The sequence below is a fragment of the Rhodanobacter sp. UC4437_H4 genome, assembly GCF_052978425.1.
This window is the reverse complement of record NZ_CM129673.1, coordinates 127,569-150,956: the sequence shown is the minus strand read 5'-3', so window position 1 is coordinate 150,956 and position 23,388 is coordinate 127,569. Positions and strand designations below refer to the sequence as shown.

The following is a 23,388-nucleotide window of genomic DNA, read 5'->3' as shown; positions in this document are numbered from 1 at the left end:
TTCGTGACGCAACGAAAAGGCATCGCGCCCAAGGGCGCTCCTGCGACAGGGGTCGCCTTGCGTGTGACGGCACGACCCCCATGTCGGAAGCTTCGCGCACCGTCCGCGCCTTCCGGCGACCTCCCACGTGCCACCCCACGCCACTTCTCCCGAGCCACCGAAGGAACTCGCCCGCAGCTTCCTGGGTGTGTTCCGCTACAGCGGTCGTGCGCTGGAACTGGTCTGGAGCACCAGCCACGCGCTGACCGTCGCGCTGGCCGCGCTCACCCTGGTCGCCGGCCTGCTGCCGGCCGGCATCGCCTGGGTCGGTGCGCACATCGTGGACGCGGTGGTGGCCGCCAGCCGCCTCTGGGCCACAGACGGCCACGCGCCGCTGCGATCGGTCTTCGAATGGGTGGCGCTGGAAGGCATGCTGGTGGCGGCGCTGGCCGGCGCGCAACGCGGCCTGTCGCTGTGCCAGTCGCTGCTGCGCGCGCAGCTCGGCCAGCGCGTCAACGTGATGATCCTGGAAAAGGCGCTGACCCTGGAGCTGGCGCACTTCGAGGACTCGGAGTTCTACGACAAGCTCACCCGCGCCCGGCGCGAGGCATCGAGCCGGCCGTTGTCGCTGGTCACGCGCACGTTCGGGCTGGGCCAGAACGCGATCTCGCTGCTCAGCTACGGCAGCCTGCTGTTCCAGTTCTCGCCGTGGGCGGTGGCGGTGCTGCTGCTGGCCGGCCTGCCCTCATTCTTCGCCGAGACCAAGTTCTCCGGCGACGCGTTCCGCCTGTTCCGCTGGCGTTCGCCGGAAACGCGCATGCAGCTGTATCTGGAAACCGTGCTGGCGCGCGAGGACCACGCCAAGGAAGTGAAGCTGTTCGGCTTGGGCCCGCTGCTGCTGCAACGCTACCGCGACATCTTCCACACCCTGTACCGCGCCGACCGCGACCTTGCCGTGCGTCGCGACAGCTGGGGTTTCGTGCTGGGCCTGCTGGGCACGCTGGCGCTGTACGGCGCCTATGCGTGGATCGCCGCCAGCACCGTGATGGCGCGCATCACCCTGGGCCAGATGACGATGTACCTGGCGCTGTTCCGCCAGGGCCAGTCGGCGGTGTCGGCGATGCTGTCGGCGATCGGCGGCATGTACGAGGACAACCTCTACCTCTCCACCCTGTACGAATACCTGGAAACCCCGGTGCCGCCAGCCACCGGCATGGCGCAGCGCGGCGCGCAGCCCGAGGACGGCATCCGCTTCGAGCAGGTCAGCTTCACCTACCCCGGGGCCGGCGAGCCGGCGCTGCGCGACATCGACCTGCACATCCGCCCAGGCGAATCGCTGGCCCTGGTCGGCCAGAACGGCTCGGGCAAGACCACCCTGATCAAGCTGCTCACGCGTCTGTACACGCCCGACAGCGGCCGCATCCTGCTCGACGGCACCGACCTGCGCGAGTGGGACGAGAGCGTGCTGCTGCAGCGCATCGGCGTGATCTTCCAGGATTTCGCGCGCTACCAGATGCGCGTGGGCGAGAACGTCGGCGCCGGCGACGTCACCCACTTCGACGACGAGGCGCGCTGGCGCGAGGCCAGCGACAAGGGCATGGCCAGCGACTTCATCGACAGCCTGCCGGCCGGCTTCGATACGCAGCTGGGCAAGTGGTTCAACGACGGCCGCGAACTCTCCGGTGGCCAGTGGCAGAAGATCGCCCTGGCCCGCGCCTTCATGCGCTCACGCGCCGACATCCTGGTGCTGGACGAACCCACCGCCGCGATGGATGCGCAAGCCGAAGCCACCATCTTCGAACACTTCCGCGAACTTTCCGGCGGCCGCATCGCGATCCTGATCTCGCACCGCTTCTCCACCGTGCGCATGGCCGACCAGATCATCGTGATCCAGGACGGCCGCATCGTCGAACGCGGCAACCACGAGCAGCTGATGGCCGAGAACGGGCACTACGCGCATCTGTTCTCGCTGCAGGCGCAGGGGTATCGGTGAAGCCGTGATGACCACAGCAACAATTCAGTCGTAATAACCGGGCGCGAACACCAGCACGCTTTCCGGCGGCAGCTTCGGATCATTCACCGCGTGCGGTGCGTAAAGGCTTATCCCCAGCGCCAGGGAAATCGCCCCGTCGACCTCGCGCTCAAGCTGCGGATCCTTGGACTTGAGGTATTTCACAGCTTGCTCGAAACCCATGCCCAGCAAGTTGATCCCGTAGAGCTCCGGCGCTGCAGGCGAGGCCAGCTCGATCGCCTCCAGACGCCCGGTCTTGTCGTAGTTGGCGAACAGTCCCGCACCGGCGAAATAGTCACACGGATGCGCAGCGCCCGGGGTGCGCATGAACGACTTGAAGCCCGCGCCCAACGCCGCCCGTACCCCTGACACGCCTGTCCCGAACGGAATGCCTTTGATTCCCTTGCCTGGAGCGATGTCGTATTTCACTTCAAGGCCCCTTCTTGTCCGTGTACTTCAGCATCTGATCGATGGCCTCATTGTACTTGTCGCCAAACTTCGCGCGCACGTCGTCCACATCCATCTTCTGGGCCTCGCCGAACTTTCCCTGCTCGAGAAGTTCCGCCTGTCGCTTTCGATACGCGCGCGCTTCCCGAGAGTTGCCCCAACTCCCTGTCATGCGGTGATCGTCAATCTTCATCGCAATGGCAGGGCCTTGATTCGTGGGAAGAGGACTGACCGAATCGGCAGGCATGTGGTGCGACTCGTAACCCGGCAACCCCTTGACGTCGCCGTGCGCCCCACCCCTCTGGACAATCGGCTCCTTCTCCACGGCGGTGCTCTTCACGGCAGCCGTAGAAGGCTTTGCCGCGGGTGAACGCCTCGGTGCAGGCTTGCTGCTTCCGCCTTGAGGGGATTTGCTTGATTCGCCGAACCCAACGATTGGCTCTTCACTCGAACGCAGCCGCGGATCGGCTTTGAGCTTCGACTCATTTCGCAACAACCATTCGCCGAACTTGCGCCCCAAACGACCATGGCTGGCCTTTTCGGCGAGTTCCCGCATGCTGCCACGCCCCTTGCTGACGTAGGCGACAATCGCCATCAGCAACAGGACGAACATGGCCACGTGACCGCGGGCAAGCAGGCTGGCCGCGTGCCGGATGGCGAAGGCATTGATGTGCGGTTGCCCCTGGGGCACTGGTGGCGGAGCAGCGGCCAGCCACGCTTCGCGAATACCGCTCCAATAGGTGCGCCCGATGGCTGGCAGGCCTTCGACGACGAATTCGGCCAACGCCTTCAGACCCAGCGCGGCGAGTATCCATTCGCCGGCTTCCGCGCCCAGCGCTGCGCCCGCCGCCGCCCCCGGTACGGCACCAACCCCGAAGCCGCCGAAGAATCCCGCGACGCCACCGAGCAGCGCGCCGATGCCGGTGGTCGCGACCATGATCGCCAGGCACTCGGCCAGCACGCGCGCGATCTCCCGGGCAACCGCGGCGACGTCCAGATCATGAAAGTCGCGCTCGATCTGTTCGGCAGCCTGCTGGGCCGATTGCGTCAATGCCTCCTTGAGGCAGCGACTGCGCGCCGCCAGCAGGATGGCATCGCCTTTTGCCGCAGAAACGCGGCGGGCAGCCCAGCGTTCCAGCTCGATCCATGCACCCTGCAGTCCCGTCATCTTCCCTGATCCCCGGTCGACAAATCTCCATCGAAGCCACAGGATAACGTGCACCCACGCCTGTCAGCGTGACACACATCATCCTTGTGCGATGCCGCGAACGACTGGCCCGCGAACTCGGCGCTCGGATCCAGGCGCTGTTCGGCCTGGTGCCGTCAAAGGGGCCGTCCAGATGCCTTCCGTGCCGCCAGCCCGAGCCTGTCCGGCTTGACCGTCGCCACCCGCGCGCCCCATGCTTTGCCGTCTTTTCTCCATCGAAACACCCACATGAGCAGTCGCTACAACGCCGCCGACATCGAAGTCCTCTCCGGCCTGGACCCGGTCAAGCGCCGGCCGGGCATGTACACCGACACCACCCGGCCGAACCATCTGGTGCAGGAGGTGGTGGACAACTCGGTGGACGAGGCGCTGGCCGGCCACGCCAGTGCGATTGAGGTGGTCTTGCACGGCGACGGTTCGGTGTCGGTGAGCGACGACGGCCGCGGCATGCCGGTGGACATCCATCCCGAGGAAGGCGTGTCGGGCGTCGAGCTGATCATGACGCGACTGCATGCGGGCGGTAAGTTCAGCGGCAAGAACTACAGCTTTTCCGGCGGCCTGCACGGCGTGGGCGTGTCGGTGGTCAACGCCTTGTCCGATCGCGTCGAGGTGACGATCCGCCGCGACGGCTCGGAATACGCGATGGCGTTCGAGCATGGCGACAAGGTCAGCCCGCTGGAAGTGATCGGCAGCGTGCCGAAGAAGCGCAGCGGCACGACGCTGCATTTCTGGCCGGAGGCGAAGTATTTCGATTCGCCGAAGATCTCGCTGGGCAAGCTCAAGCATTTGCTGCGCGCCAAGGCGGTGTTGTGCGCCGGCCTCAACATGAAGCTGACCGACGAGGCCAGCGGCGAAGTCATCGAGTGGCGTTACGAGGACGGCCTGCGCGACTACCTGCGCGGAGAACTGAACGGCAACGAGCTGCTGCCGACCGAGCTGTTCGTGCACCAGATGGCGCGCGACGCCGAAGGCATGGAGGTCGCGCTGGCCTGGCTGCCCGAGGGCGAACTGGTCCAGGAAAGCTACGTCAACCTGATCCCCACCATGCAGGGCGGCACCCACGTCAACGGCCTGCGCAGTGGCCTGACCACCGCGATCCGCGAGTTCTGCGACATCCGCAACCTGCTGCCGCGCGGCGTGAAGCTGGCGCCGGAGGATGTGTGGGAGCGCATCGCGTTCGTGCTGTCCGCGCGCCTGCAGGACCCGCAGTTCGCCGGCCAGACGAAGGAGCGCCTTTCGTCGCGCCACGCCGCCGGGTTGATCGAGAACGTCATCCACGACGCCTTCAGCCTGTGGCTGAACCAGAACGTGGACATGGGCGAGCGCATCGCCCAGTTGGCGATCGAGCGCGCCAGCGCACGGCTGAAGGCGGCCAAGCAGATCGTGCGCAAGAAGATCACCCAGGGCCCGCAACTGCCCGGCAAGCTGGCCGACTGTACCGCCACCGACCTCACCCGCACGGAGCTGTTCCTGGTCGAGGGCGATTCGGCCGGCGGCAGCGCCAAGCAGGCACGCGACAAGGAGTTCCAGGCAATCCTGCCGCTGCGCGGCAAGATCCTCAACACGTGGGAGGTCGAATCCACCTCGGTGCTGGCCTCCGAAGAAGTGCACAACCTCGCCGTGGCGATCGGCTGCGATCCGGGCAAGGACGACTTGAGCGGCCTGCGCTACGGCAAGGTGATCATCCTCGCCGACGCCGACTCCGACGGCCTGCACATCGCCACCCTGCTCTCGGCCTTGTTCCTGCGACATTTCCCGCGACTGGTCAGCGAAGGCCACGTGTTCGTGGCGATGCCGCCGCTGTTCCGCGTCGACGTGGGCAAGCAGGTGTTCTATTGCCTCGACGAGGGCGAGAAGGAAGCGATGCTGCAGCGGATCGAGCGCGAGAAGATCAAGGGCGCAGTCAGCACCACCCGCTTCAAGGGCCTGGGCGAGATGAATCCGCCGCAGTTGCGCGAATCCACCATCCACCCGGACACCCGCCGCCTGGTGCAGCTGACCGTCGACGACGATGCCGGCACGGCGAAGCTGATGGACATGCTGCTGGCCAAGAAGCGTGCCGGCGACCGCAAGGCGTGGCTCGAAGAGAAAGGCGACCTGGCCACGCTCGAGGTGTAATCGTCCGCATCCTGACGAGCCCGTGCTTCGCATGGATTTCACTTCACTGAATCGCACGCCGACACCTTGCATCCACTGGAGCGCATGTCGCGTATCTACAGGTGCTTCCAACCCGCGAAGCGGAAACCCCTGGAGAACTTTCATGAAGACCCATTCCCGCGTGCGCGCCCTCACTCTTGGTCTTTCGATGGCACTGGCCACCGCTGCCTTCGCCCCGATGGCGATGGCCGGCCAGATGGATTCGATGAGCATGCAGAAGACCGTGATGGTCGGCGGTGCCGCGATGTACCCGACGAAAAACATCGTCGAGAACGCGATCAACTCGAAAGATCACACCACCCTGGTCGCCGCGGTGAAAGCCGCCGGCCTCGTCGACACGCTCGAAGGCCCCGGACCGTTCACCGTTTTTGCGCCCACCAACGAGGCATTCGCCGCACTGCCCGCGGGTACGGTCGACAACCTGCTCAAGCCGGAGAACAAGGCCACGCTGACCAAGATCCTCACCTACCATGTGGTGCCGGGCAAATATACCGCGCACGACCTTGCCAAGCTGGCGAAGGCGCATGGTGGCAAGGCGGTGCTGAAGACGGTCGAGGGCGATTCGATCACCGTGGCGAAGCACGACGGCAAGTGGACGGTGACCGATGACAAGGGCAATGTCGCCCACATCACGATTGCCGACGTGACCCAGTCCAACGGCGAGATCTTCGTGATCGACAAGGTCCTGATGCCGTAACGGCAAAACCTTCAACCGCTCGCAGCAGCTGCCCGGGAATGCCCGGGCGGCTTTTTTTGTGGGAATGGCGGCGCTATCGTGCGAACTGGCTTTTCCCGAGCAAATGCACATGGCCCTGCTGCCGCCACTGAATCTCGAGCACTGGATCGACGAGCACCGCCACCTGCTGAAGCCACCGGTGGGCAACAAGTGCATCGTCGACGGCGACTTCATCATCATGATCGTCGGCGGCCCGAACGCGCGCACCGATTATCACTACGACGAAGGCCCCGAGTTCTTCTACCAGCTCGAGGGCGAGATCACGCTGAAGGTGCAGGACGACGGCGTGGCCCGCGACATCCCGCTGCGCGCCGGCGAGATCTTCTACCTGCCCGCGCGCGTGCCGCACTCGCCCAACCGCGCCGCCGGCTCGATCGGACTGGTGATCGAGCGCCGCCGCCTGCCCGGCGAAAAAGACGGCCTGATGTGGTTCTGCGAGCAATGCAACCACAAGCTCTACGAGGAGTATTTCACCCTCGCCAGCATCGAGCAGGACTTCCCGCCGGTATTCGAGCGCTTCTACCGCTCGACCGACGCACGCACCTGCAGCGAATGCGGCCACGTCCATCCCGCACCAGGAAAATACGCGTAGGGCGGGCACCGCCCGCCGCTCTGCGCAAGGTACATCGAAAACCGGCGGGCAGTGCCCGCCCTACGCCAGCCACTTGCGCGCCATCCGCCGCAACGACGTGTCGAGTGTCTCGTCAGCGGCCACCTCGTTCACCGGTCGCCATGCCAGCGCGTGCGATTCGGCGTTGACCACGAACGACTCGTCGGCACTCGCGCGCACCACGTAGCGCAAGTCGTAGTGCCAGTGCTCCGGCTCGTCCGCGCGGGCGGGAATGCGATGTCGGTCGACATCGAAAATGCCGCCATCGACATGAAGGCCGGCCAGGCCGGTTTCCTCTTCCGCCTCGCGCAGGGCGACACGCGCAAGATCCGTATCGCCATCGGCATGCCCGCCCGGCTGCAGCCAGCGATCGAGCTTGCGGTGATGCATCAGCAGCACGCGCTCGCCATCGGCGCTAACCAGCCAGGCCGAGCCGGTGAAATGGGCCACCGGGTTGCCGCGCTCGAAAGCATCCGCGTGTGTCTGCGCGAAATCCTCGAACTGCGCGACGACGTCGGCGTCACCCTGCCATTGGTCACGGTAGCGACGAAGGGCCTGGATGAGACTGCTTGCGGACTCGCCCATGGGCACCTGCACGCGTGAAAGAAAGTGGGCGCGGCATGTTTCGCCGCAACATGGACGAAGCTTGTACAACCTTCGTCGCATGGGATATGTTGGCCCGCCATTGTCCAGCCTGTCCACGCACGCCGCCATCGCGCGGAAAGGACAGGAAATCCATCCGAGGGGAACCCGATGACAAAAGGTCTTTTTGCCACCCACGGCATCGAGGCGATGCCTCATGTCGACGCCGGCGAGCCTGTCGAGGGCAGCGGTACCGGCGAGGTGACACTGAAACGCGCACTGACCGCGCGTCACCTGGTGATGCTCGGTATCGGCGCGGTCATCGGCGCCGGCATCTTCGTGCTCACCGGCACGGCGGCGGCGCAGTTCGCCGGTCCGGCGCTGGTGATCAGCTTCCTGATGGCCGGTTTCGCCTGCGCACTGGCCGGCCTCTGCTACGCGGAGTTCGCCGCGATGCTGCCGGTATCGGGCAGCGCCTACTCCTATTCCTACGCCACGCTGGGCGAGGTGGTCGCCTGGTTCGTCGGCTGGAACCTGGTGCTGGAATACCTGTTCGCCGCCTCGACCGTCGCGGTGGGCTGGTCGGGCTACTTCAATGAAATGCTGCGCATGATCAGCGCCTGGATCGGCGTGGATGTCTCGCTGCCCGCCGCACTGGCCTCGGCACCACTGACCTTCGACGCCAGCGGCCACCACATCATCGCCACCGGCACCCTGATCAACCTGCCGGCGGTGGCCATCGTGGCGGCGATCAGCTGGCTCTGCTACCGCGGCATCACCCAATCGGCCACGGTCAACGCGATCATCGTGGCGATCAAGGTCATCGTGATCCTGCTGTTCCTGGCCGTGACGTTCCATTACCTCAACCCGGATCTCTGGCACCCGTTCATCCCGGAGAACGAGGGCGGCGCCAAGTACGGCTGGAGCGGCGTGATCCGCGCGGCGACGCTGGTGTTCTTCGCCTATATCGGCTTCGATGCCGTATCGACCGCCGCGGGCGAGGCGAAGAATCCGCAGCGCGACATGCCGATCGGCATCCTCGGCTCGCTGGCGATCTGCACCCTGCTCTACATCGCGATGTCCGCGGCGCTGACCGGCCTGGCCCCCTACACCGAACTCAACACGCCCGAGCCGGTGGCCACCGCGCTCAACTACGTGCTGGGCAACGTGCCGGCCGGCAGCAGCGCCAGCCATATCCTCGGCACGCTGAAGATCCTGGTGGTGTTTGCCGCGCTGGCGGGTCTCAGCTCGGTGGTGCTGGTGATGCTGATGGGCCAGCCGCGCATCTTCTATTCGATGTCGCGCGACGGCCTGCTGCCGCCGCTGCTGGGCAAGGTGCACAAGAAGCACCGCACCCCGTACGTGGGCACGGTCATCGTGGGCGTGATCGCCTCGGTGCTGGCCGGCCTGTTCCCGGTCGACGTGCTCGGCGACCTGGTTTCGATGGGCACGCTGCTGGCGTTCACCACCGTATGCATCGGCGTGCTGGTGCTTCGCCACACGCGCCCGGATCTGCCGCGCGCATTCCGCGTGCCATTCGTGTGGGTCGTCTGCCCGCTCGGCGCGGCAGCCTGCCTGTTCCTGTTCTGGCAGGCGTTCGTGGTGCGCTGGTGGCTGATCCTCGGCTGGACCGCGATCGGCTTCCTGATCTACGGCTTCTACGGTTACCGCAACAGCAAGTTGCGCCAGAACGCCCACTGACCAACCCGCGGCCGGCGCCTCCAACGCCGGCCGCGACGCTTTTGCTGCTCTCCGCCCCGGCCACGAAGACTTTCCCATGCTCAGCCAGTTGCTCGCCCGCAAGACCGATTTCAGCAACGATGACCACGCCCACGGTCCGGGCCTGCGCCGCACGCTGGGGCCGTGGGGCATCACGGCGCTGGGCATCGGCGCGGTGATCGGCACCGGCATCTTCGTGGTCACCGGCACGGCCGCGGCCGAACATGCCGGCCCGGCGGTGCTGATCTCCTTCATCATCGCGGCGATCTGCAGCGGCTTTGCGGCCTTGTGCTACGCCGAGTTCGCCACCTTGATCCCGATCTCCGGCAGCTCCTATTCGTACGCCTATGCGTCGCTGGGCGAACTGGCGGCCTGGTTCATCGGCTGGAACATGGTGGCGGAATACGGCATCTCCGCCTCCGCCGTGGCGGCGAGCTGGACCGGCTACTTCACCAGCCTGCTCGATCATATGGGACTGCACCTGCCGGTGGCGCTGACCGAAGCACCGCTGGCCTTCACCAAGGGCGAACTCGTGGTCACGGGCCACCTGTTCAACCTGCCCGCGGTGGCAATCGTGATGGCGCTGACCTGGCTGTGCTACATCGGCATCCGCGAATCGTCCAGCCTCAACGCGCTGATGGTGCTGGTCAAGGTCGGTCTGATCATCATCGTGGTGGTGGCCGGCTACCGCTACGTGAACCCCGAGAACTGGCATCCGTTCATCCCCGAGCCGCAGGGCGACGGCAAGTACGGCTGGTCCGGCATCATGCGCGGCGCGGCCATGGTGTTCTTCGCCTACATCGGCTTCGAGGCCACCTCCACGGCGGCGCAGGAATGCAAGACACCGCAACGCGACCTGCCCTTCGGCATCCTGGTGTCGCTGGTGATCTGCACCGTGCTCTATCTGGCGATGGCCGCGGTGCTCACCGGGCTGGTGCCGTACACCCTGCTGGACACCGCCGAGCCGGTGGTCACCGCGGTGGCCGCGCATCCCGAGCTGGACTGGCTGCGCCTGATCGTCGAGATCGGCGCCATGATCGGCCTGTCGTCGGTGATCCTGGTAATGATCATCGCGCAGCCGCGCATCTTCATGATCATGGCGCGTGACGGCATGCTGCCGAAAGTGTTCGCCAAGGTGCATCCGCGTCACCGCACGCCGCACATCAACACGTTGATCACCGGCAGCATGATCGCCTTGCTGGCGGCCGTGTTCCCGCTCGACCTGCTGGCCAACCTCACCTCGATGGGCACGCTGATCGCGTTCTCGGCGGTGTGCGCCGGCGTACTTATCCTGCGCTACACCTTGCCAGACCTGCCGCGCACCTTCCGCGTGCCGTGGGTCTGGTTTACCTGCCTTGCCGGCGTGGCGTGCTGCTTCGCCCTGCTGTTCAGTCTCGACTGGTTCAACTGGGCGATCCTGGGCGGCTGGACCCTGCTGGGTTTCGCCATCTACTTCCTCTACAGCCGCAAGCACAGCGTGCTGCATCAGGCGGCCAATCAACCGTCCGTGACGAAATTTCAGTAATCTTCGCTTAAGATCGCTGAAAATACTCCATAAGCACACAAGTTACGCAAACGTCGCGATTCCACCATTCTCGTCAGAACATGCGAACTTGAATGTAAAATGCGTGTTATATGATTGATTTTAAATAGCTTGTCGGTGCGCCATCGCGGCGAGTTGCATCCGGGGTCGCCCATTCGCCGAACGCGGGAGTATGATCCCCAGTCCGAGGGTAAATCACTTGGCAGTGGGCCCCGGATCGCGGCCCGGCCCGTCAGGCAAAGCAGCTCCTCAGCCTGACGTCGCCGGGCCGCACTTTGTCCAGCATCCGCGCATCCATCACCGGCTCGTCCGCGGAATCCGCCCCATGAAATGAAAAGGCCGGCGAGATCGCCGGCCTTGCAGAGCTTGCCGCGTGGCGGTCAGGCTTTCTTGGGGGTGTGCGACACGCACCAACCTTTCGCGTTCACCGACTTGCCCGGGAACAGCTGGCACGGGCCGCGGCCAGTGGGGCCACCGGAGTAGAACTGACAGTTCGCGCAATCGTCGCCGGCCTTGTGCTTGGGGTTGGTGGATTTGGTGGTGTCCTCCACGTAGTCCAGGGCCTTGGCGGTCGGATCGTCAGGGCCCAACGCCGGCAGGTCGGCGGCACGCGCGAACCGCGGCAGGCCCCCCATCACCACGGCTGCCGCCGTGGTCCCTGCGGCCACCTTGAGGAACCGGCGACGCGATTCGATATCTTTGTCGTTCGACATGGCACATGTCTCCATTGGGTTGCAGCCGACGCACCCTGCCCCGGCCCCTCGGCGATGGTACGCCCGGTCACGCAATCTTTCCTGACTCGCGAGAATGGCTCTCATTCCGGCAAGAGCCGCTGGCGCGGCGTGTTATCATCGATCACTCATTTGGACGTCCAAATCACATGAGCCAGTCCCTGCCCGACGCGATCGCGGCCAGCCACTTCGACGCCTGCGCCGACCGCGTGGCCGAGACCGCGCGCGCGCTCGCAGGCAAGGGCTGGACTCCGGCGACCAGCAGCAATTTCTCGATGCGCGTCGATACGGGCCACGCCGCCATCACGATCTCCGGGCGCGACAAGGGCAAGCTGGGCCGCGACGACATCATGCTGATCGACCTCGAGGGTCGACCGGTGGGCACCGGGGCGCGCCCCAGCGCCGAGACTGCGCTGCACACCCAGGTCTACCGGCGCTGGCCCGACATGAATGCGGTGTTGCACACCCACTCGCGCACGCAAAGCGTGGCGTCGCGACTGTTTGCCCGCGAGGGCGTGGTCCGGCTGCAGGGCTGGGAGTTGCAGAAGGCGATCAGCGGCTACCACAGCCATGACAGCGTGCTGGAGATCCCGGTGTTTCCCAACACCCAGCACATGCCCGAACTGGTCGCCCATGTGGATGCCTGGCTCGACGCCGGCAAACCGCTGCACGCCTACCTGATCGACGGCCACGGCATCTATACCTGGGGCCGCGACATGGCCGAGAGCGAGCGCCACCTGGAAGCGCTGGAGTTCCTGCTCGGCTGCGAACTGGATCTGCGAACACTGAGGTCATCATGAGCCGCCTGCGCATTTTCGACGAGAACGAACCGCACACCGCCCGCGCCACGCTCGACCGCCACGAAGCCATCGCGGAAGAACTGGCCAAGGTCGGCGTGCGCTTCGAACGATGGGAAGCGAACCAGCCGATCGCCCCGGGCGCCAGCCAGGAGGAAGTGATCGCGGCCTACCGCAGCGACATCGACCGCCTGATGGACGAAGCCGGCTACCAGGCCGTCGACGTGATCAGCCTCGCTCCCGACCATCCCGACCGCGCCGCCCTGCGCCAGAAGTTCCTCAGCGAACACACCCACAGCGAGGACGAGGTGCGATTCTTCGTCGCCGGCTCCGGCCAGTTCACCCTGCACCTGGATGGCAGGGTCTACGACGTGCTGTGCGAGCAAGGCGACCTGATCGGCGTGCCCGACGGCACGCGGCACTGGTTCGACATGAGCGAGGCGCCGTACTTCGTGGCCATCCGCCTGTTCACCAACAAGGAAGGCTGGGTGGCCAACTTCACCGGCGACGACATCGCCACCCGCTTCCCCCGCATGCAGCCGAACCCGTAGGAGCCCGCTCGCGGGCGATGCCTTTTCCAACCCCCGCATCCATCGTCCTGAATCTGTCGAAGGCCCGAGTCCCGTCCCCATGACCGAAATCCGCGCCATCGTCACCGACATCGAGGGCACCACCAGCTCGATCGACTTCGTCCGCGACGTCCTGTTCCCGTTCGCCCGCAAGCGCCTGCCCGCGTTCGTGGAAACCCATGGCGATCGTCCCGACGTGCAGCACTGGCTGCACGAGGCCGCGCGCGAAGCCGGCATGATCGAGGCCGAACGACAGGAGGTGGTGGAATTGCTGCTGCAATGGATCGCGCAGGATCGCAAGTCCACCGGGCTCAAGGCGCTGCAGGGCATGATCTGGAAGGAAGGCTACGAAAGCGGCGCCTACCGCGCCCACGTCTACCCCGAAGTGGCTGCCCGCCTGCGCGCCTGGCGCGCCGACGGGCTTCGCCTGTATGTGTACTCCTCCGGTTCGGTACCGGCGCAGCAGCTGTTCTTCCGCTACTCGGAAGCCGGCGACCTGACGCCCTTGTTCGCCGGCTATTTCGATACGGAAACCGGGCCCAAGCGCGAGGCGCAGTCCTATCGCCGCATCGCCGAAGCCGTGGGCGAGGAGCCCCGCCACCTGCTGTTCCTGTCCGATATCGTCGAGGAGCTGGACGCCGCGCGCGCCGCCGGTTTCCAAACCGCCTGGCTGGTGCGTGAGCCGCAACCGCTGCCGGAGGCGGCAGGCCATCGGGTCTATCGCGACTTCGACGCCATCGACCCGGCCAGCTGAGATGCGTCGGGGCGTGCGTACTCTGCTGACCATCGCGGCGGCATTCAGCGCCGGCGTGGCGCTGGCCGCGTGGTTGCCGGTCAACGCTCTCCCCGACTCGGCCAACACGCCGCCCGCCATGCCGCTTCAAGCCGAAACACCGGCCGAATCGACAGCGGCGCCCGATGCCTGGCCGGCATCCGCGCCCAGCCCCGAGCAGGTGCTCTACGCCCAGCCGCAGATGGTACGCGACGCCCTCGCCCGACTGACGCCGCGGGTGGCGGGCAAGCCCAATCTCTACCTGCTCGCTTTCGCCGGCGACGGCAGCGAGGACGTGTTCCGCAATGAGGCCGAATACGCCGCGCAACTGTTCGGTTCGCGCTTCGGCCCCACCGTCCACAGCCTGGTGCTGGAGAACAACCCGGCCTCGCTGACCACCCACCCGCTGGCCAGCTGGAGCAATCTCGAAGCGGCGCTCGACGGCTTGCAGCAGGTGATGCGAACGGACGAGGACATCCTGCTGCTCTACGTCACCAGCCACGGCGACGAGGACCATACCTTGCTGGTCGACATGGACCCGTTGCCGCTGGATCAGATCGGCGCGCAGGATCTCGCCGACATTTTGGCGGCGCGCCACTTCCGGTGGAAAGTGGTGGTGGTCAACGCCTGCTACTCCGGCGGCTTCGTGCCGCCGCTGCGCGGTTCCGGCACCCTGGTGCTCACCGCTGCACGCAGCGACCGCAGCTCGTTCGGCTGCGGCAGCGATTCGGACATCACCTACTTCGGCAAGGCCTGGCTGGTCGATGCGCTGAACCACACCGACAACTTCGTCGACGCGTTCAAGCGGGCACGCAGCGATATCGCCCACTGGGAAAGGCAGGACGAGCTCACCCCCTCCGAACCGCAGATCGACGTCGGCAGCGGCATCGCGGCACAGCTGGCAGCGTGGCGCAAGCACGTCGTGCCCGGCCCGGCGGTGTCGTTCAAGCCAGCAGCGCCCGGCGCAGCCGACACGACGCCGACGCCCTGACCGCAGCTCAAACCCCTGGCCAGGTCCGCGCCGGGCGTCGCTGCCATGAATCCCGGATATAACGCGCCACGCAGGTCGCCGCGAGGCTTCACGAATTTCACCTGCAGCGGCTGCTAGCGTGGCGCTCCCTTCCTGAGCGGGAGACCCGCATGAGCGCACGCAGCCACCTGACCAGGCCCGCCATGTCGAGCCACCTGCGCCGGACGTTCTCGTCGCCATGGCGGCCAGCCATGATTCCCCTGCTGGTGCTGTCGGCTTGTTCGTCAGCGCCGCCCGCGACACGCCAGACGCAAGCCGCCGCCCCCGCCGCATGCGTGCCCGCGCAGCTCAAGCTGTCGCTGGACGACGGCAACGGCCGCTTCAACGGGATGTCGCATGCCGGCACCATGCTGGTCGTGCACAACGCAAGCGAAGTCGCCTGTTCGATCGCCGCCATGCCCGCGCCGGGCTTGCGGGGCGCGCAACGGCAAACACTGGCCATCGCCGCGCAAGTCCCGCCAATACCCGCCGCCCAACCACCACGGCTCACGCTGGCTCCCGGCGCCAGTGTGGAGAGCGACATGCGCTGGGTTTCAGGCAACGTCTACGACGACGGCCATTGCGAGTCGCCGGCCGTCATCACGCTGGCCATCGGCGCGGGAACCGTGAGCGCACCCTTCCACGGCCAACTCTGCGGCGCCGGCGGCAAGCCATCCACGTACTCGATCGCCCCGTTCCGCGTGGCCGGCGCAACCGGGACCATCGGCGCGGCCAGCATTCGCTACCGCTGCGACGATGGCCGCACCGTGCTGGCCGCCTATCCCGACACGCAGACCGCCATGCTGGACTTCGACTCGCAGACGCATCGGCTGCACGCGGCGGTTTCGGCCGATGGCGCGCGCTACGTGGACGAGCATTGGCAATGGTGGAGCAAGGGCATGCATGACGCCTGGCTCGCCGAGCTCAAACCCGGCGAACAGATCGCGTCGGCAGCCGGCGTGGCTTGCCGCGCCCCCTGATCTGCACCGACCGGTCTCCTCGCTAGCGCACCCGGTGCCGGTCGGCGAGCACCGCAATCGCGTCCGCCAGCGACAATCCGCGCGCCCGCAACACGACCACGAGATGGAACAGCAGGTCCGCTGCTTCACCCAGCAGCGCCTCGTCGTCCTGCACTACCGCGGCCAGCGCCGTTTCCACGCCCTCCTCGCCCACCTTCTGCGCGATGCGGCGGATGCCGTCGTCAAACAGCTTCGTCGTGTAGCTGCCGGTCGGCCGCTCGACGTGGCGTTGCGCGACCAGCGCGTCGAGTTCGGCGAGGAAACCCAGCGGCGGGCGCACGTCGGCGCTGTCGCCAAAGCAGCTGGAAGTGCCGGTGTGGCAGGTGGGGCCGTGCGGTTCGGCCTGGATCAGCAAGGTGTCGGCGTCACAGTCGAGGCGGATCGACTTCAGCGCGAGCACGTTGCCGGAGCTCTCGCCCTTCATCCACAAGCGCTGCTTGCTGCGGCTGTAGAAGGTGACGCGGCCATCGGCCTGCGTCTGCACCAGCGCATCGGCATTCATGTAGCCGAGCATCAGCACCTCGCCGCTCAGCCAGTGCTGCACGATCGCCGGCAGCAGGCCATTGCCCTTGGCCCAGTCAGGAACATCGGGGTTGATTGCGGGGGTGGTGGTCATGGGTTGATCTCCTTGGAGCGAGAAGTGAGTGGAGAGAAGTGAGAAGTGACAGAAAGCATCCGATCCACCATTGCGGTGAGGTTTCTGCTGTCTCTCACTTCTCACTCCTCCTCACTCACTCCTCACCCGTACGCCTTCAGCTTGCAGGTAGCGCTTCAACGCGGGAATCGAAATGGCGCCCGAATGGAACACGCTGGCCGCCAGCGCGCCATCCACGTCGGCCTCGACGAAGGCATCGCGGAAATGTTCGGGAGCGCCGGCACCGCCGGAGGCCACCAACGGCACCTGGCAGATCGCGCGGGCGGCCCGCAATTGGTCCAGGTCGTAGCCGCGGCGTACCCCGTCGCTGTCCATGCAATTGAGCACGATCTCGCCGGCACCCCGCCGCTGTGCCTCGACTATCCAGTCCAGCGTGCGGCGCGGCAGCGCCTGCATTTTCGCGGGATCGCCGGTGTACTGGCGCACGCGCCATTCGCCGTCGCCGTCGCGCAACGAGTCGATGCCGACCACCACGCACTGCACGCCGAACGCGGCGGCCAGTTCGTCGATCAGCGCGGGCCGCGCCAACGCGGGCGAGTTCACCGAAATCTTGTCGGCACCCGCATGCAGCACCGCGCGTGCCTCGTCGACCGAGCGGATGCCGCCGGCGACGCAGAACGGAATATCGATCACCCGGGCGACTTTCTCCACCCAGCTGCGATCCACGCTGCGTCCCTCGGGGCTGGCGGTGATGTCGTAGAACACCAGCTCGTCGGCGCCTTCGTCGCGGTAGCGCAGCGCGAGGTCGACGATTTCGCCCATGACCACGTGGTCGCGGAAGCGCACGCCCTTGACCACCTGGCCGTTGCGCACGTCGAGGCAGGGAATGATGCGGCGGCTCAGCACGCCAGCGCCTCCGCCACGGTGAAACTCCCTTCCAGCAGGGCGCGACCGAGGATCACCGCATTCGCGCCGGCATCGCGCGCGGCACGGATATCGTCCAGCGAACGCACCCCGCCGGACGCCTGCAGCGCCAGTTGCGGCACGCTGGTCGCGAGGTGGCGATACAGGTCGAGATTGAAGCCGGCCAACATGCCGTCGCGATCGATGTCGGTGCACAACAGGTGACGGGCGCCGCGTGCTGCGTACCACGGTGCCAGCTCGTCCAGCGTGCGCGCCTCCACTTCGGTCCAGCCGGCGCTGGGCAGGACCCAGCGTCCCTCCGCGTGGCGGGTGTCCAGCGCGAGGGTCAGCCGCTCTGCGCCGTACTTCGCCAGCCAGGCGGCGACACGCGCCGGATCGCGCACCGCCACGCTGCCAACCACCACGCGCTGCACGCCGGCATCGAACAACCGCTGCAGATCTGCCTCTTCGCGCACGCCGCCACCGGCCTGGATCGCCATGCCATCGGTGGCGATCGCAGCGATCACCGCGAGATTGTCCAGCCGGCCCGAACGTGCGCCATCCAGGTCGACCAGGTGCAGCCAGCGCGCACCGGCGTCGGCGTAGCGCCTGGCCAGCTCGCGCGGGTCCGCCGCGTAGGTCGTCTGCTGCGCGTAGTCGCCCTGCTTCAGGCGCACCACCTGGCCGCCGCGCAAGTCGATCGCGGGAATCACGTCGAAGTTCATAGTTCGAGAAAGTTCTTCAGCAGTCGGGCGCCGACACCCGCGGAGCGTTCGGGATGGAACTGCATGCCGTGGAAGTTGCGGTGCGCGACCATCGCCGAGAACGCGCCGCCGTAGTCGGCGGTGGCCAGAGTCCAGTCGCCGACCGGTACCGCGTAGCTGTGCACGAAATAGGCCTGCTCGCCCTCGCCCAGCCCGGCCAGCAGCGGATGTTCCCGCCGGATCGACACCTCATTCCAGCCCATGTGCGGCACACGCAGACCGGGAGCCTCGGCGAAGCGTCGCACCGACGCGGGAATCAGGCAGAGGCATGCGGTGTCGCCCTCTTCCGAATGCGTGCACAGCAGCTGCATGCCCAGGCATACGCCGAGCACGGGCTGGCGCAGCGAACGCAAGACCTCGACCAGACCCAGCTCGCGCAGCCGCGTCATGCCCGGTCCGGCCGCACCCACGCCGGGCAGGATCACCTTGTCGGCGGCGCGGATCGCGGCAGCCTCCGAGGTCAATTCGGCATCTGCGCCAAGTCGCTGCAAGGCGTAGCGCACCGAGCCGATATTGGTGCCGCCTGCATCGACCAGTACCACGCTCATCACAGCGCGCCCTTGGTACTCGGCAGTTCGCTGCCGGAGCGCGCGATCGCCTGGCGAAGGGCGCGCGCCACGACCTTGAAGCAGGCTTCCACCATGTGGTGCGCGTTGTCGCCGCGCACGGCGAGGTGCAGGTTCGCACCCAGCGTCTCGCACAGCGAGCGGAAGAAATGCGGCACCAGTTCGGTCGGCACCTCGCCCACGCGCTCGCGCGGGAAGCTGCCCTCGAACACGAAGTACGGTCGGCCGGACAGGTCCAGCGCGGCGCTGGCCTGCGCCTCGTCCATCGGCAGGGTGAAGCCGTAGCGACCGATGCCGCGCTTGTCGCCGAGCGCCTGCTTCAGGGCCTGGCCGAGTGCCAGCGCGCAATCCTCGATGGTGTGGTGCTCGTCGATGTGGGTGTCGCCGTCGCAATCGAGTTCCAGCGCAAGGCCGCCGTGCTTGCCGATCTGTTCCAGCATGTGGTCGAAGAAGCCCAGCCCGGTGCGCACCTGCGGGTCGGTTGCGCGATCCAGGTCGACCTTGACGGTGATGCGGGTCTCTTTCGTGTGGCGCACCACGGTGGCGGTGCGCGGCGCATCCAGCAGCCGGTGCGCCACCTCCTCCCAGCCGATACCTTGCAGGCCCACGCGAAAACCGCGCACGCCGAGGTTCGCGGCAAGCTGCAGGTCGGTTTCACGATCACCGACCATCGCTGAGGCGGCGCGGCTCCAGCCGTCGTCGGCCAGGTAGTGGCGCAGCATGCCGACGCCGGGCTTGCGCGTGTCGAGGCCTTCGTGCGGAAGGCTGCGGTCGATCAACACCTCGCGGAAGCGAATGCCCTGCGAGTCGAGGATGCGCAGCAGAAGTTCGTGGGGGCCACGGAAGTCGGATTCGGGAAAACTGTCGGTGCCCAGCCCATCCTGGTTGCTCACCATCACCAGCGCGTAGCCGGCGGCGACGAAGCGCTGCAACGCGGCGATCACTCCGGGCAGCAGGGCCAGCTTCTCCCAGCTGTCGACCTGCTCGTCTGCCGGCTCCTCGATCAGGCAGCCGTCCCGATCGACGAAAAGAATCTTGCGGATGGTCATGCGATGCCTCGATCCGAAGCCAGCACGGCCAGTAACCGCTCGTTCTCCGCCGGCGTGCCGATGGTGATGCGCAGCGCGTCGGCGAGGTTCGGGTAGCGGCGCACGTCGCGCACCAAGATGCCGGCGGCGAGCAGGCGCCGGTAGACGTCGGCGGCATCGTCGAAGCGGACGGCAAGGAAGTTCGCCTGCGAAGGCAACACCTCGCGCACGCCGGGCAACCGGCGCAACGCCTCGCACATGCGCGTGCGCTCCGCACGCACGACGGCGAGGTGTTCGCGCGCATTCGCCTGGCCCCAGCCGGACAGCGCCAGCAGCGCCGCGTCCACGCACGGCAACGGCAACGGGTACGGCGCCATGATCTTCCGCAGCAAGGCGACCACGCCGGCGTTCGCCAGCAGGCTGCCGATGCGTGCGCCGGCCAGCGCCCAGGCCTTGGACAGAGTGCGCAGCACGGCGAGGTTGTCGTAGCGGTCGATCAGGTCGGCCACGCTGTCTTCGTCGGCGAACTCCACATAGGCCTCGTCCACTACCAGCAGCGCGCGGCCGGCCAGCGCCTGCACCAGCCGCTCGACCTCGGTGCGCGGCACCGGCTGGCCGGTGGGATTGTTCGGCGTGCAGACAAAGACCAGCTTCACCGCCGGGGTCAGCGCGGCCAACACCGCGTCCACGTTCAGCGCGGCATCCGCCGCCAGCGGCACCTCGACGATGCCCGCGTCCTGCACCCGCGCGCACACCGCGTACATGCCGAACGTCGGCGGCTGGATCAGGATCGCATCGCGGCCGGCGCGACAGAACGCGCGCAGCAGCAGGTCGATCGCCTCGTCGCTGCCGCGGCCGACCAGCAACTGTTCGCGCCGCACGCCATACAGTGCTGCCAGCGCAGCGACCAATGCGACGGGCTGCGGTTCGGGATAGCGGTTGCAGCCGAGTCCGTCGTCACCCACCGGTGCCCACGCCGACTCGTTCGCGTTGAGGAAGACCTCGCCGCCGCTGGCCTCCATCCGCGCCGAGGAATACGGCTGCATCGCGCGGATCTCCGGCCGCGCCAGGTCGAGCACGCTCATGCCAATGCCTCCAGCCGCAGGGTCACTGCGCGGCGGTGCGCTTCCAGCTGCTCGGCTGCCGCCAGCGTCGCGGTACACGGGCCGATGCGGCGCAGGCCGTCGGCGCTGACTTCCTGCACGCTGATCTGCTTCTGGTAGCTGGCCACCGACACGCCGCTGTAGCTGCGCGCGTAGCCGTAGGTCGGCAGCACGTGATTGCTGCCGCTGCAGTAATCGCCCACCGATTCGGGCGTCCACGGACCGAGGAAGATCGAGCCGGCACTGTCGACGCCGTCGAGCAGCGCGCGCGGCTCAGCCACCTGCAGGATCAGGTGCTCGGGCGCGTAGCGGTTGCTCACCTCGACCGCCTGCGCCAGCGAGTCGACCGCGATCAACCGGCTCTGCGCCAGCGCCTGGCGCGCGATGTCAGCGCGCGGCAGGCCGTCACACTGACGTTCGACCTCACGCTCCACGCGCTCGATCAGCTCCACTGAATCGCTGAGCAGGATCACCTGCGAATCCGGTCCGTGCTCGGCCTGCGACAGCAGGTCGGCGGCGACGAACACCGGATTCGCGGCGGCATCGGCGATCACCAGTACTTCCGAGGGCCCGGCCGGCATGTCGATCGCCGCACCGTCCGGGTCGGACGACACCTGCAGCTTCGCCTCGGTCACCCAGGCATTGCCGGGGCCGAACAGCTTGTCGCACTTCGGCACCGACTCCGTACCGTAGGCCATCGCGGCGATCGCCTGCGCGCCACCGAGCTTGAACACCTTGTGCACGCCGGTGAGGCGCGCGGCGTACAGCACCGCCTCGTCGCAGCACCCGTCAGCGCGCGCGGGCGAGCACAGCACCACCTCGCGACAGCCGGCGATGTGCGCCGGCACGCCCAGCATCAGCGCGGTGGAAGGCAGCGGCGCACTGCCAGCCGGCACATACAGGCCCACCCGGTTGACCGGCCGCAACATGCGCTCGACCCGCACGCCGGGCGCGGTGTCGACCGCCACCGGCCGCAGCGCCGCGGCACGATGGAACAACTCGATGCGTGCGGCGGCTTCGCGGATCGCCGCTTTCAATTCGGGATCGAGCGCCGCCTCGGCCGCGACGAACTCGGCCTCGTCGACCTCGAGTGCATCCAGTGTGCAGCGATCGTACCGGGCGCTGAGCGCGCGCAACGCCGTGTCGCCGTCCTTGCGCACGGCCGCGACGATCCGTTCGACACCATGACGCACGTCGTCTGCGCGCGACTGCGCCGGTCGCGCCAGCGCCTCGCGCCGGGCCGTTTCGTCCAGGGCGTTCCAGTCCAGACGTTTCATGCAAGCGAACTCCTCGTGCTGCCCTGCTTCATGCCAGCATCTTCTCCACCGGCAGCACGAACATCTCGCGTGCGCCGGCCTTCTTGATTTCCTCCAGTTGCCGCCAGCTCACCTCACCGGCGCACAACGCCTGCAGCATCAACTGGTCGGCCTGGCCAGCCACCGCCAGCAGCGTCGGCTGCGGACCGCCGGGGAGCAACCGGGTGACTGCCTCCAGCGAGTGACGCGAGGTCTGCAACAGCAGCAGCCGCGATTCGCGCACCTGGATCACGCCATCGAGCCGCTTCAGCAACAACTCCAGCATGTCGCCGCGCTCGTCCGCCGGCAGGGTCACCGGCCCGGCCAGCACCGCCTCGCTCTCCAGCAGCACCTCGGTCTCGCGCAACTGGTTGGCCACCAGGGTGCCGCCGCTCTGCACCAGGTCGCAGATCGCGTCGGCCGTGCCCAGCTTCGGCGCAATCTCGACCGAGCCGGCCAGGGTCACCACGCCGGCGTCGATGTGTTGCGCGCGCAGCCATTCACCAAGCAGGCCGGGGTATGACGTGGCGATGCGCCGTCCCGCGAGATCGCCGGGCGCGGAATAGTCGAGCTCCTGCGGCACGGCGATCGACAACCGGCACCGTCCGAAGCCGAGTGGCCGCAGTTCGGCCAGCGGCTCGCCATCGCGCCCGGCAGTGAGCTGGAACTCGCCCAGCACGTTGCGGCCGACGATGCCGACGTCGCATACGCCTTGCGCGATCAGGCCGGGGATGTCGTCGTCGCGCACCAGCAGCAGGTCGACCGGCTCGCCTTCGCCGAAGCAGAACAGCTTGTCGCGGCTTTGCCGGAAGGTCAGGCCGCATCGCTTGAGCAGGTCCAGCGCCGGCTCGGTCAGCCGTCCGGATTTCTGCATCGCGATGCGCAGGCGGTCGCGCGGCTTCATGCCCTCTTCCTTGCCGCCTGCGCCTGCCGCCGCGCCGCGCGGGCCGCGGCCGCGAGATAGCCGCCGCTGCCCTGGTTGAGATAGCGCGCGACCCGCCCGATCGTGGTGATGCTGACCGCAGTGCGTTCGTGGATCTCCCGGTACGACACGCCTTCGAGCAGGAACGGCACCACCCGCCAGCGGTCCACCAGCACTTCAAGTTCCGCCGGCGTGCACAGGTCGCTGAGGAACGCGCCAACTTCCTCGACGTTCTTCAGCGACAGCAACGCCTCGTACAGGCTCAGCTCGGCGGACTCGACGGGTGTTTCGGGATCAAGCGATCGACGCTTCATAATGTACTAA

The 23,388-nt window shown here is 67.1% G+C and carries 24 protein-coding genes; 11 read left to right on the top strand and 13 right to left on the bottom strand.

Going from position 1 to position 23,388, the window contains the following annotated elements; translation table 11 throughout:
- Positions 1–127 precede the first annotated feature (127 nt).
- Positions 128–1,972 carry an ABC transporter ATP-binding protein gene (locus tag ACVCL3_RS00815; protein WP_447100190.1) on the top strand — a complete coding sequence of 615 codons (1,845 nt, stop codon included), beginning with the start codon at positions 128–130 and terminating at the stop codon, positions 1,970–1,972.
- A gap of 24 nt (positions 1,973–1,996) precedes the next feature.
- On the opposite strand, the gene ACVCL3_RS00810 is transcribed toward ACVCL3_RS00815, so the two are convergent.
- Both ACVCL3_RS00810 and ACVCL3_RS00805 read right to left on the bottom strand, forming a co-directional pair.
- Positions 1,997–2,419: a hypothetical protein gene (locus tag ACVCL3_RS00810; protein ID WP_447098716.1), complete on the bottom strand. Its 423-nt coding sequence runs from the start codon at positions 2,417–2,419 to the stop codon at positions 1,997–1,999.
- Between the two features lies 1 nt (position 2,420).
- Positions 2,421–3,605: a DUF6861 domain-containing protein gene (locus tag ACVCL3_RS00805; RefSeq protein WP_447100189.1), complete on the bottom strand. Its 1,185-nt coding sequence runs from the start codon at positions 3,603–3,605 to the stop codon at positions 2,421–2,423.
- Between the two features lie 267 nt (positions 3,606–3,872).
- Here ACVCL3_RS00805 and parE point away from each other — a divergent pair, with 267 nt between their 5' ends.
- The 3 genes from parE (at position 3,873) to ACVCL3_RS00790 (ending at position 7,129) form a co-directional block, all read left to right on the top strand.
- A complete protein-coding gene (gene parE / locus ACVCL3_RS00800; RefSeq protein ID WP_447100188.1) occupies positions 3,873–5,762 on the top strand; it encodes a DNA topoisomerase IV subunit B in 1,890 nt (629 codons plus the stop codon).
- 142 nt (positions 5,763–5,904) lie between these two features.
- A complete protein-coding gene (locus tag ACVCL3_RS00795; protein ID WP_447098713.1) occupies positions 5,905–6,498 on the top strand; it encodes a fasciclin domain-containing protein in 594 nt (197 codons plus the stop codon).
- 109 nt (positions 6,499–6,607) lie between these two features.
- Entirely contained in the window at positions 6,608–7,129 is a 522-nt protein-coding gene (locus tag ACVCL3_RS00790; RefSeq protein ID WP_447098712.1) for a 3-hydroxyanthranilate 3,4-dioxygenase, read from the top strand.
- Between the two features lie 60 nt (positions 7,130–7,189).
- Here the strand turns inward: ACVCL3_RS00790 and ACVCL3_RS00785 are convergent, their stop codons facing one another.
- Positions 7,190–7,732: an NUDIX hydrolase gene (locus ACVCL3_RS00785; RefSeq protein WP_447098711.1), complete on the bottom strand. Its 543-nt coding sequence runs from the start codon at positions 7,730–7,732 to the stop codon at positions 7,190–7,192.
- Between the two features lie 168 nt (positions 7,733–7,900).
- Here ACVCL3_RS00785 and ACVCL3_RS00780 point away from each other — a divergent pair, with 168 nt between their 5' ends.
- Entirely contained in the window at positions 7,901–9,430 is a 1,530-nt protein-coding gene (locus ACVCL3_RS00780) for an amino acid permease (protein WP_395118979.1), read from the top strand.
- 76 nt (positions 9,431–9,506) lie between these two features.
- Positions 9,507–10,973 (top strand): amino acid permease, encoded by a 1,467-nt coding sequence (locus tag ACVCL3_RS00775; RefSeq protein WP_395118981.1) that lies wholly within the window; start codon positions 9,507–9,509, stop codon positions 10,971–10,973.
- Between the two features lie 398 nt (positions 10,974–11,371).
- Here ACVCL3_RS00775 and ACVCL3_RS00770 read toward each other — a convergent pair whose 3' ends face one another.
- Positions 11,372–11,704 (bottom strand): high-potential iron-sulfur protein, encoded by a 333-nt coding sequence (locus ACVCL3_RS00770; RefSeq protein WP_395118983.1) that lies wholly within the window; start codon positions 11,702–11,704, stop codon positions 11,372–11,374.
- Positions 11,705–11,871: 167 nt separating this feature from the next.
- Between ACVCL3_RS00770 and ACVCL3_RS00765 the strand changes: the two genes are divergently transcribed.
- The 5 genes from ACVCL3_RS00765 to ACVCL3_RS00745 all read left to right on the top strand — a co-directional run bounded on the left by ACVCL3_RS00765 (position 11,872) and on the right by ACVCL3_RS00745 (position 15,849).
- Entirely contained in the window at positions 11,872–12,522 is a 651-nt protein-coding gene (locus ACVCL3_RS00765) for a methylthioribulose 1-phosphate dehydratase (protein WP_447100187.1), read from the top strand.
- Positions 12,519–13,070, top strand: coding sequence for a 1,2-dihydroxy-3-keto-5-methylthiopentene dioxygenase (locus ACVCL3_RS00760; protein ID WP_447100186.1), 552 nt, complete (start codon positions 12,519–12,521; stop codon positions 13,068–13,070). The genes ACVCL3_RS00765 and ACVCL3_RS00760 overlap by 4 nt, the downstream gene beginning before the upstream one ends.
- A gap of 79 nt (positions 13,071–13,149) precedes the next feature.
- Positions 13,150–13,842, top strand: a complete 693-nt coding sequence (gene mtnC, locus ACVCL3_RS00755) for an acireductone synthase (RefSeq protein ID WP_447100185.1) — start codon at positions 13,150–13,152, stop codon at positions 13,840–13,842.
- A 13-nt stretch (positions 13,843–13,855) separates the two neighbouring features.
- Positions 13,856–14,851, top strand: a complete 996-nt coding sequence (locus ACVCL3_RS00750) for a C13 family peptidase (RefSeq protein WP_447098708.1) — start codon at positions 13,856–13,858, stop codon at positions 14,849–14,851.
- A 149-nt stretch (positions 14,852–15,000) separates the two neighbouring features.
- A complete protein-coding gene (locus ACVCL3_RS00745) occupies positions 15,001–15,849 on the top strand; it encodes an MliC family protein (RefSeq protein WP_447100184.1) in 849 nt (282 codons plus the stop codon).
- A 22-nt stretch (positions 15,850–15,871) separates the two neighbouring features.
- Here ACVCL3_RS00745 and hisIE read toward each other — a convergent pair whose 3' ends face one another.
- From hisIE to ACVCL3_RS00700, 9 genes are all read right to left on the bottom strand, one after another.
- Positions 15,872–16,504 carry a bifunctional phosphoribosyl-AMP cyclohydrolase/phosphoribosyl-ATP diphosphatase HisIE gene (hisIE, locus tag ACVCL3_RS00740; RefSeq protein WP_395118995.1) on the bottom strand — a complete coding sequence of 211 codons (633 nt, stop codon included), beginning with the start codon at positions 16,502–16,504 and terminating at the stop codon, positions 15,872–15,874.
- Positions 16,505–16,615: 111 nt separating this feature from the next.
- Positions 16,616–17,389, bottom strand: a complete 774-nt coding sequence (gene hisF, locus ACVCL3_RS00735; protein WP_395118997.1) for an imidazole glycerol phosphate synthase subunit HisF — start codon at positions 17,387–17,389, stop codon at positions 16,616–16,618.
- The gene (gene hisA / locus ACVCL3_RS00730; RefSeq protein ID WP_447100183.1) at positions 17,383–18,111 is read right to left on the bottom strand and encodes a 1-(5-phosphoribosyl)-5-[(5-phosphoribosylamino)methylideneamino]imidazole-4-carboxamide isomerase; all 729 of its coding nucleotides are present in this window, start codon (positions 18,109–18,111) and stop codon (positions 17,383–17,385) included. The genes hisF and hisA overlap by 7 nt, the downstream gene beginning before the upstream one ends.
- Positions 18,108–18,698, bottom strand: coding sequence for an imidazole glycerol phosphate synthase subunit HisH (gene hisH / locus ACVCL3_RS00725; protein ID WP_447100182.1), 591 nt, complete (start codon positions 18,696–18,698; stop codon positions 18,108–18,110). The genes hisA and hisH overlap by 4 nt, the downstream gene beginning before the upstream one ends.
- Positions 18,698–19,765, bottom strand: a complete 1,068-nt coding sequence (gene hisB / locus ACVCL3_RS00720) for a bifunctional histidinol-phosphatase/imidazoleglycerol-phosphate dehydratase HisB (RefSeq protein ID WP_447100181.1) — start codon at positions 19,763–19,765, stop codon at positions 18,698–18,700. Before hisB ends, hisH begins: the two co-directional genes overlap by 1 nt.
- Positions 19,762–20,829 (bottom strand): histidinol-phosphate transaminase, encoded by a 1,068-nt coding sequence (gene hisC / locus ACVCL3_RS00715; protein WP_447100180.1) that lies wholly within the window; start codon positions 20,827–20,829, stop codon positions 19,762–19,764. Before hisC ends, hisB begins: the two co-directional genes overlap by 4 nt.
- Complete coding sequence (gene hisD, locus ACVCL3_RS00710; protein ID WP_447100179.1) at positions 20,826–22,124, bottom strand: histidinol dehydrogenase; 1,299 nt, start codon at positions 22,122–22,124, stop codon at positions 20,826–20,828. The genes hisC and hisD overlap by 4 nt, the downstream gene beginning before the upstream one ends.
- 28 nt (positions 22,125–22,152) lie before the next feature.
- Complete coding sequence (gene hisG / locus ACVCL3_RS00705; RefSeq protein WP_395119009.1) at positions 22,153–23,046, bottom strand: ATP phosphoribosyltransferase; 894 nt, start codon at positions 23,044–23,046, stop codon at positions 22,153–22,155.
- Entirely contained in the window at positions 23,043–23,378 is a 336-nt protein-coding gene (locus tag ACVCL3_RS00700; protein WP_395119011.1) for a YerC/YecD family TrpR-related protein, read from the bottom strand. Before ACVCL3_RS00700 ends, hisG begins: the two co-directional genes overlap by 4 nt.
- Between the last annotated feature and the right edge of the window lie 10 nt (positions 23,379–23,388).

What these genes read in the sequence shown, in the direction of transcription:
- ACVCL3_RS00805 (WP_447100189.1), bottom strand. Translation starts at nt 3,605, where the DNA reads ATGACGGGACTGCAGGGTGCATGGATCGAGCTGGAACGCTGGGCTGCC.
- parE (WP_447100188.1), top strand. Translation starts at nt 3,873, where the DNA reads ATGAGCAGTCGCTACAACGCCGCCGACATCGAAGTCCTCTCCGGCCTG.
- ACVCL3_RS00795 (WP_447098713.1), top strand. Translation starts at nt 5,905, where the DNA reads ATGAAGACCCATTCCCGCGTGCGCGCCCTCACTCTTGGTCTTTCGATG.
- ACVCL3_RS00790 (WP_447098712.1), top strand. Translation starts at nt 6,608, where the DNA reads ATGGCCCTGCTGCCGCCACTGAATCTCGAGCACTGGATCGACGAGCAC.
- ACVCL3_RS00785 (WP_447098711.1), bottom strand. Translation starts at nt 7,732, where the DNA reads ATGGGCGAGTCCGCAAGCAGTCTCATCCAGGCCCTTCGTCGCTACCGT.
- ACVCL3_RS00780 (WP_395118979.1), top strand. Translation starts at nt 7,901, where the DNA reads ATGACAAAAGGTCTTTTTGCCACCCACGGCATCGAGGCGATGCCTCAT.
- ACVCL3_RS00775 (WP_395118981.1), top strand. Translation starts at nt 9,507, where the DNA reads ATGCTCAGCCAGTTGCTCGCCCGCAAGACCGATTTCAGCAACGATGAC.
- ACVCL3_RS00770 (WP_395118983.1), bottom strand. Translation starts at nt 11,704, where the DNA reads ATGTCGAACGACAAAGATATCGAATCGCGTCGCCGGTTCCTCAAGGTG.
- ACVCL3_RS00765 (WP_447100187.1), top strand. Translation starts at nt 11,872, where the DNA reads ATGAGCCAGTCCCTGCCCGACGCGATCGCGGCCAGCCACTTCGACGCC.
- ACVCL3_RS00760 (WP_447100186.1), top strand. Translation starts at nt 12,519, where the DNA reads ATGAGCCGCCTGCGCATTTTCGACGAGAACGAACCGCACACCGCCCGC.
- mtnC (WP_447100185.1), top strand. Translation starts at nt 13,150, where the DNA reads ATGACCGAAATCCGCGCCATCGTCACCGACATCGAGGGCACCACCAGC.
- ACVCL3_RS00745 (WP_447100184.1), top strand. Translation starts at nt 15,001, where the DNA reads ATGAGCGCACGCAGCCACCTGACCAGGCCCGCCATGTCGAGCCACCTG.
- hisIE (WP_395118995.1), bottom strand. Translation starts at nt 16,504, where the DNA reads ATGACCACCACCCCCGCAATCAACCCCGATGTTCCTGACTGGGCCAAG.
- hisA (WP_447100183.1), bottom strand. Translation starts at nt 18,111, where the DNA reads ATGAACTTCGACGTGATTCCCGCGATCGACTTGCGCGGCGGCCAGGTG.
- hisH (WP_447100182.1), bottom strand. Translation starts at nt 18,698, where the DNA reads ATGAGCGTGGTACTGGTCGATGCAGGCGGCACCAATATCGGCTCGGTG.
- hisB (WP_447100181.1), bottom strand. Translation starts at nt 19,765, where the DNA reads ATGACCATCCGCAAGATTCTTTTCGTCGATCGGGACGGCTGCCTGATC.
- hisC (WP_447100180.1), bottom strand. Translation starts at nt 20,829, where the DNA reads ATGAGCGTGCTCGACCTGGCGCGGCCGGAGATCCGCGCGATGCAGCCG.
- hisD (WP_447100179.1), bottom strand. Translation starts at nt 22,124, where the DNA reads ATGAAACGTCTGGACTGGAACGCCCTGGACGAAACGGCCCGGCGCGAG.
- hisG (WP_395119009.1), bottom strand. Translation starts at nt 23,046, where the DNA reads ATGAAGCCGCGCGACCGCCTGCGCATCGCGATGCAGAAATCCGGACGG.
- ACVCL3_RS00700 (WP_395119011.1), bottom strand. Translation starts at nt 23,378, where the DNA reads ATGAAGCGTCGATCGCTTGATCCCGAAACACCCGTCGAGTCCGCCGAG.